The following is a 5,988-nucleotide window of genomic DNA, read 5'->3' as shown; positions in this document are numbered from 1 at the left end:
AGGCATCCGGCATCGACTGGAACAGTGAGAAGTTGACGTAGAACTTGTCCGCCATCCGCTCCTGCAATTCATCAATGATTGGCCGGTGCGCACGATTGCTCGGATCGAGCTGCTGCTGGATCTTGTTGCAGATATTCAGATACAGTTGCTCGGCATAGGCACGCTTGGTCAGATCCAACATGCCATGAGCATACTGAGTATGCACATCGTGCAGATCCATCTGGCTGTCATGCAACCATTCACGCAGTGAACGACGGTTCTCCGGCTCGTTCAATTCCTGCCAGGTTTCCCACATGCTTTCCAGAGCGCGCGGGGCATCATCGACCGGGGGAACCGGCTCACAGAATTCGTTGCGCTCAACGCCAATGACGTTGGAAACCAGCACCGTATGGTGAGCGGTGACGGCACGGCCAGACTCGGTGATCACCGTTGGATGCGGCAGGCCATGCTCATTACAGGCATCACCGATCCCCCAAATCACGTTGTTGGCGTATTCATTCAGGCCGTAGTTGACCGAACAGTCGGACTGCGAACGGGTGCCTTCATAATCCACACCCAAGCCGCCACCCACGTCGAAACATTGAATGTTGACGCCCAGCTTATGCAGCTCTACGTAGAAACGTGCAGACTCACGGACGCCGGTCGCAATATCGCGAATGTTGGCCAACTGAGAACCCAGATGGAAATGCAGCAGTTGCAGGCTATCCAGGCGGCCCGCTTCACGCAGGGTTTCCACCAGCTTCAATACCTGAATGGCGGCCAGGCCGAACTTGGATTTTTCGCCACCGCTCGACTGCCATTTACCTGCCCCCTGTGACGCCAGGCGGGCTCGCACACCCAGGCGTGGTATCACATTCAGGCGTTCAGCTTCTTCCAGCACCAGCTGGATTTCCGACATCTTCTCGATCACCAGGTACACTTTGTGCCCCAGTTTTTCACCGATCAGCGCCAGACGAACATATTCACGGTCTTTGTAACCGTTGCAGACGATCACCGAACGGGTCATACCGGCATGGGCCAGTACCGCCATCAGTTCTGCCTTGGAACCGGCTTCCAGTCCCAATGGTTCACCGGAGTTGACCAATGATTCAATGACGCGACGGTGCTGGTTAACCTTGATCGGGTAAACCAGGAAGTAGCCACCTTCATAGCCGAAGGATTCACGCGCACGTTTGAACGCGGCGTTAATGGAACGCAGACGATGCTGCAAGATCTGCGGGAAGCAGAACAAGGCAGGCAGGCGCTGGCCATCTTTTTGGCGCTCTTTCACCAACTCGGCGAGATCGACGCGCGCATGCGGGACGTCGGGGTCCGGGCACACGCTGATGTGGCCCAGCTCATTGACGTCAAAGTAATTGTTGCCCCAGTAGGCGACGTTATAAGTGCGCAGCATCTTGCTGGCATTACGATCATTCATGGCAACCTCCTGCATGGAGCGTAAAGATAAATTTTCACCCGCTACTGACGGGCGTTGGATCTGCATATCATCAGACATTACTCGCCTCACCTTGCATACTGACGATATAGTCAGCCACTATCGCAGCTACAACCCGCGAGAACAACCCGAAAACACCCCATTTTAGCAGTGAATTCACCTGCCGTTCGTGGTCAGCGATCGGTTTATACCCAATAGATTTTTTGTAAGACACCCTGTTCAAACCTCGTGAATCGGGTCAAAAAACATCCCACTGTTGGCTGCAGGCTACCCTTGTTCAGTGCTTCAGACAGCCGTTAACCGGCCCGAGCATCCTGAGTAGCGCCCAGATGTGTGTAACATCGGGTAGGTGGTGTAGAGACAAGACGGGAAATAGCACAAGAATACGCGCCAGAACGGCACTGCTGTTGAGAACCAACAACCAGTAGACAACGGATCATTAATCCAACCACCTCCACGCATGCCGCTCGCGATGAACGACAAAGCCTCTATATAGTATTAAGAACGTGAACGTTCAATGAAGCGGTGGCCCCCTCATGGGGTACCTACGGCTGGTCATGGCGCGGCGTTGCCGGTTTTTACAGAAGGTGACAATTTTCTGCAACACGCTGTGCACCAAATGAGCCGCGCGCGCAGTTTATACCGGACCCCCGGGCAAAATGCAAAATGAAAATTCGCCAGAAACTGTTTCAGACGATGAAAATGGCGGCCAACGGTTTGCCCAAAAGAGCGTTAGGGCAAAAAATTACTGGCAATCCGGCTAAAGGCTGACCTAAAATAGACGTCCAGATGTTAATCCATCTATACCGATTAACAGATAAACTGCTTAACGGCTTTGCCTGAGGGGCGTTGCAGGATGCATCTCGCCATCAGCGGAAGACCCTTCGCTCTGATGCCCGGATCTCCAGCGCTGTGCAGTAATTTCCAACCCGTCTTTTGCAAGGTAAAGAACACCATGGCTAAACACCTCTTCACGTCCGAATCTGTTTCCGAAGGACATCCGGATAAAATTGCCGATCAGATCTCGGATGCCGTTCTTGATGCCATCCTGGAGCAGGATCCAAAAGCCCGCGTAGCCTGCGAAACCTACGTGAAAACCGGCATGGTGCTGGTTGGCGGCGAGATCACCACCAGCGCCTGGGTCGATATCGAAGAGATCACCCGCAAAACCGTGCGCGAGATTGGCTATATTCACTCCGATATGGGTTTTGATGCCAACTCCTGTGCCGTATTGAGCGCCATTGGTAAACAGTCACCGGATATCAACCAGGGTGTTGACCGTAGCGATCCGCTGGAGCAAGGTGCTGGCGATCAGGGCCTGATGTTCGGTTATGCCTCTAATGAAACCGACGTGTTGATGCCTGCGCCAATCACTTATGCCCACCGTCTGGTTCAACGCCAGGCCGAAGTGCGTAAAAATGGTACCCTGTCTTGGCTGCGCCCAGACGCCAAAAGCCAGGTCACGTTCCAGTATGACGATGGCAAAATCGTCGGCATCGATGCCGTGGTGCTGTCCACCCAGCACTCCGATGATATCGCGCTGAAAGATCTGCAAGAAGCGGTGATGGAAGAGATCATCAAGCCGGTACTGCCAGCCGAGTGGCTGACCGCAGGCACCAAATACCACATCAACCCAACCGGCCGTTTTGTTATCGGTGGCCCAATGGGTGACTGTGGCCTGACCGGCCGTAAAATCATTGTTGATACCTACGGCGGCATGGCTCGCCACGGTGGCGGCGCGTTCTCCGGCAAGGATCCTTCCAAGGTTGACCGCTCTGCGGCGTATGCTGCACGCTACGTGGCAAAAAATATCGTGGCTGCGGGTCTGGCAGATCGCTGTGAGATTCAGGTGTCCTACGCTATCGGCGTAGCGGAACCCACATCCATCATGGTGGAAACCTTCGGCACTGAGAAGATCTCGACCGAGCAATTGACCCTGTTGGTGCGTGAGTTCTTCGATCTGCGCCCATACGGCCTGATCCAGATGATGGACCTGCTGCAACCGATCTACCGTGAAACCGCAGCTTACGGCCACTTTGGCCGCGAGCACTTCCCGTGGGAAGCGACCGACAAGGCAGCCCAGCTGCGTGAAGCGGCTGGTTTGAAGTAAGCCTGAGCGTTAGACGTAACAACGGCGAGCCTGAGGCTCGCCGTTTTCGTTGGTAGATGGGTGCTCATAGATCTGTACGCTTACAACCAACGGGCGGGAGCAGGCCCCCGCCGTTGGGTTGCCTTACCGTTCGGATTCGTAGGCCAAAATGGCCGCAACCTCCGTGTTGCCCGATCGAATGCGCAGCTCACAAAGTTTGCTGCGCGTTATCCATACCAACAAGATCACCGTGGTACAGATAACGACCAGTTTTACAACATCTCCTCTGTTTGGCATCATGCCTCCTTATCCTTGCCTCGCGGCGAGTAAGAAGCTAACCTAACGTTGTCGAGCGTTAGAGTTGGCCTCGGGTTGATATTATCGACTCGGGGCTTTTCTCTTTGTACCTTTCGCTCAGGCTCCAGATACAAAGATCCAGAGCACCCACCCGCAGTATATTCACCTCACCAGCCCGACTGGCGGCTGTTTCACGTCTAAAAACCAACTTTGCGCAGTGCCACGCAATGCTTTGCAACTGCCTGAAAAACCAAGGGCCCAGCAATGCTGAGCCCTTGGTGGCAATGGTGGTAACCCGGGATAGTCTACGAAGTTTGCTTCCGTAGCAGATAGACAAAGTACGGCGCGCCAATAAAGGTTGCCAGCAGCCCGGCGGGGATTTGGTAAGGGAACATCACCATCCGGCCACACCAGTCCGCAAACACCATCAGCAGGCCGCCTAGCAGCGCAGCAATCACCAGCTGCGGCAACGCCCGGCGGAATCCCAACATGCGGGCCATATGCGGTGCCATCAGGCCAATAAAGCTCAGCGGCCCCACGGTTAACGTCGCCATCGCCGTCAACGTTGCCGCCAGCAGCAAAATGCTCAGCCTAGTCGGCGTCAGGGCAATCCCTACGGAACGTGCTGTAGCGCCGCCCAACGGCAGAATGGTCAACCAGCGTCTACACAGCGGGGCCAAGACTATCAACACGCCAGCAATCACCGCCGTACGTATTGCCTGCGGAGCATCCACCGAGTAGGTAGAGCCAGAGATCCACACCAGCAGTCCGCCCATACGGGGATCGCCACTGGCCAATAGCAGGAAAATGGTGGTGCTAAAGGCGGTGCTGAGGGCGATACCCGCCAACAGCATGCGTTCGGTAGAGAATCCGCCGCGCCCAGCCGCAATCATGATGATCAACAGCGTAGCCGCCGCCCCCAGACTCCCGGCGGGTAACAGCCAGATAAAAGCATCACCAGGGACGATAAACAACATCACCACCACGCCGAAAGCCGCACCGGAACTGATCCCCAGCACTTCCGGGCTGGACATCGGGTTACCGGTCAGTTTCTGGATCAGCGTTCCGGCTACCGCCAGCATCATCCCGGCCGCCAGAGCAGAAACCACTCGTGGCCAGCGCCAAGGCATCAACGCCTGCAATTCACTGCCTACGCTCCAGTGCCAGCCATGGGCGTTTTGCCCAAACATCAACGCCACCGCAATCCCAGCCAATAATAAAACGCTCCCCAGCAGGACCCATAGCGGCAAGTTGCCACGTTCGACAGGCACTCTGTCACCAAGATCCATCGGCGGCGGGGTTGCGCTGCTGCGTAAGCGCGGCAGTAGCCAAAGCAGTAACGGCGCACCAATCAGTGCCGTTGCCGCGCCGGTCGGGATTTCACGCCATACCTGCGTCAGCCAGAGAGTCACCTGATCGGTTAACCACAACAGCAATGCCCCCAATAGCGGGGCCAACATCATGCGGTGCACCAAGCGGCGAGCTCCCAGCATCTTGGCCATCAATGGGGCAAATAGGCCGATAAAACCGATCACCCCGACCGCATTGACCAACATGGCGCTGAACACGATCGCCACCGCCAACGCGGCAAAGCGCGACATTGCCAGGCCCAGGCCCAGATTACGCGCCACGCCGTCGTCCAGCCCTAACAGCGTTAACGGGCGGATCAATAACGCAGCCAGTACGGCAACCACCAGCAAGCGCGGCAGGATAAACTGCACAGTCCCCCAATCCTGCTGATTTAGCGCACCGGTGCTCCACAGGAACAGGCCTTGCAGCTGATCGTAATTAAACAACGCCAGCAGGCTATTGACCGCCCCGCAATACAGCCCAAGTACCAGACCGGCCAGAATTAACGTCACGGGCGACATCCGTTTGCCCCAGGCAACGCCGAACACCAACCCGCCGACCACAATGGCACCAACCATCGCCGCCAGCTGTCGGGTCAATTCGCCCCCAGGCAGCATCCACAGCGTGGCAATCGTCAAGCCTAGCTGAGCCCCGGCAGCAACACCGAGCGTGGCGGGTTCCGCCAAGGGGTTGCGTAATACCTGCTGGAACAGCACGCCAACCAATCCCAACCCTGCCCCCACCAGCAACGAGACTGACAGGCGTGGCAACAGGCTGTAGTGGAACAGCATCTGATCGACATTGTCGATGTCTGGCT

At 56.2% G+C, this 5,988-nt stretch carries 4 protein-coding genes; 1 reads left to right on the top strand and 3 read right to left on the bottom strand.

Annotated features, from left to right (window positions below; genetic code table 11):
* Positions 1-1,507: biosynthetic arginine decarboxylase (gene speA / locus ACLQ7H_RS19980; protein ID WP_411754173.1), on the bottom strand; the 1,507-nt coding region annotated here is incomplete at its 3' end.
* An 883-nt stretch (positions 1,508-2,390) separates the two neighbouring features.
* Between speA and metK the strand changes: the two genes are divergently transcribed.
* Positions 2,391-3,545 carry a methionine adenosyltransferase gene (gene metK / locus ACLQ7H_RS19975; protein WP_411754172.1) on the top strand — a complete coding sequence of 385 codons (1,155 nt, stop codon included), beginning with the start codon at positions 2,391-2,393 and terminating at the stop codon, positions 3,543-3,545.
* Positions 3,546-3,668: 123 nt separating this feature from the next.
* Here the strand turns inward: metK and ACLQ7H_RS19970 are convergent, their stop codons facing one another.
* Together ACLQ7H_RS19970 and fhuB are read right to left on the bottom strand one after the other, a co-directional pair.
* Positions 3,669-3,821, bottom strand: a complete 153-nt coding sequence (locus tag ACLQ7H_RS19970) for a Hok/Gef family protein (RefSeq protein ID WP_411754174.1) — start codon at positions 3,819-3,821, stop codon at positions 3,669-3,671.
* Between the two features lie 305 nt (positions 3,822-4,126).
* Positions 4,127-5,988 (bottom strand): Fe(3+)-hydroxamate ABC transporter permease FhuB (gene fhuB / locus ACLQ7H_RS19965; RefSeq protein WP_411754171.1); only part of this gene is annotated, 1,862 nt, incomplete at its 5' end.

The organism is Serratia sp. (in: enterobacteria), assembly GCF_046715635.1.
Taxonomy (GTDB): Bacteria; Pseudomonadota; Gammaproteobacteria; order Enterobacterales; family Enterobacteriaceae; genus Chania.
The sequence above is the reverse complement of the archived record's forward strand: the minus strand, read 5'-3'. Positions and strand labels throughout refer to the sequence as shown.

Bases quoted from the DNA above. Each gene is read 5' to 3' on its own strand.
- metK (WP_411754172.1), top strand. From the start codon at position 2,391: ATGGCTAAACACCTCTTCACGTCCGAATCTGTTTCCGAAGGACATCCG.
- ACLQ7H_RS19970 (WP_411754174.1), bottom strand. From the start codon at position 3,821: ATGCCAAACAGAGGAGATGTTGTAAAACTGGTCGTTATCTGTACCACG.